This window comes from Burkholderia sp. ZZQ-2 (genome assembly GCF_050768715.1).
GTDB lineage: Bacteria > Pseudomonadota > Gammaproteobacteria > Burkholderiales > Burkholderiaceae > Burkholderia > Burkholderia cepacia.
In genome coordinates, this window is record NZ_LDVA01000107.1 from 1 (window position 1) to 694 (window position 694).

The following is a 694-nucleotide window of genomic DNA, read 5'->3' on the forward strand; positions in this document are numbered from 1 at the left end:
GCGGCCGCGCGCTCGCCGTCCGGCCAGCGCCGCGCATCCGAGCCGTACGCGGCGACGATGGTACGAAATCGTTCGGGTGTCATCGGATGTCCTCGCTAGGTGAATCGCCGGCCAGTTGCGCGCGCAAGTTTCGCCGCGCGCGCGCGAGCAGGCTTTCCAGCGCGTCGACGGTAATGCCCATCAGGTCGGCCGCCTCCATGTTCGACATGTCCTGATAGTACTGGAGCACGAGCGCTTCGCGCTGCCGCGCCGGCAACGCCGCGAGCGCCTGCCGCACGCGCGCGTCGCGCGAGCGGGTCTCCGCGCGGGTGGCCGGCTCCGGTCGCGGATCGGGCACGTCGGGCAACACGTCGACCGGCTCCTCGCGGCGGCCGCGCAAGCGGTCGTAGCACAGGTTCAGCACCACACGATGCAGCCACGTGTCGAACCGTGCCTCGCCCTCGCGCCAGCCCGGCGCCTGTTTCCAGATCCGCAAGAACGTCTCCTGTGCGACGTCCTCGGCTTCCGTGCGGTCGCCGAGCATGCGCGTCGCGAGTGCGAGCAGCCGCGGCAGCTTGCGCGCGACGAGCACGCGCACGGCCGACGCGTCGCGCGCGCCGACCCGTGCCACCAGCGCGGCGTCCGGATCGCCGTCGCTCAACGCGGGGCGCTCCAGCGCATCGCGCGTCTGTGCCGCGGCGCGCTCGTGAATGCG

Annotated in this window: 1 protein-coding gene; it reads right to left on the reverse strand. The window is 72.8% G+C overall.

The genetic code is table 11. From position 1 onward, the window contains the following. Nucleotides 1–79 precede the first annotated feature (79 nt). Nucleotides 80–691 carry an RNA polymerase sigma factor gene (locus tag ABY44_RS05670; RefSeq protein WP_431640940.1) on the reverse strand — a complete coding sequence of 204 codons (612 nt, stop codon included), beginning with the start codon at nt 689–691 and terminating at the stop codon, nt 80–82. Nucleotides 692–694: the final 3 nt, after the last annotated feature.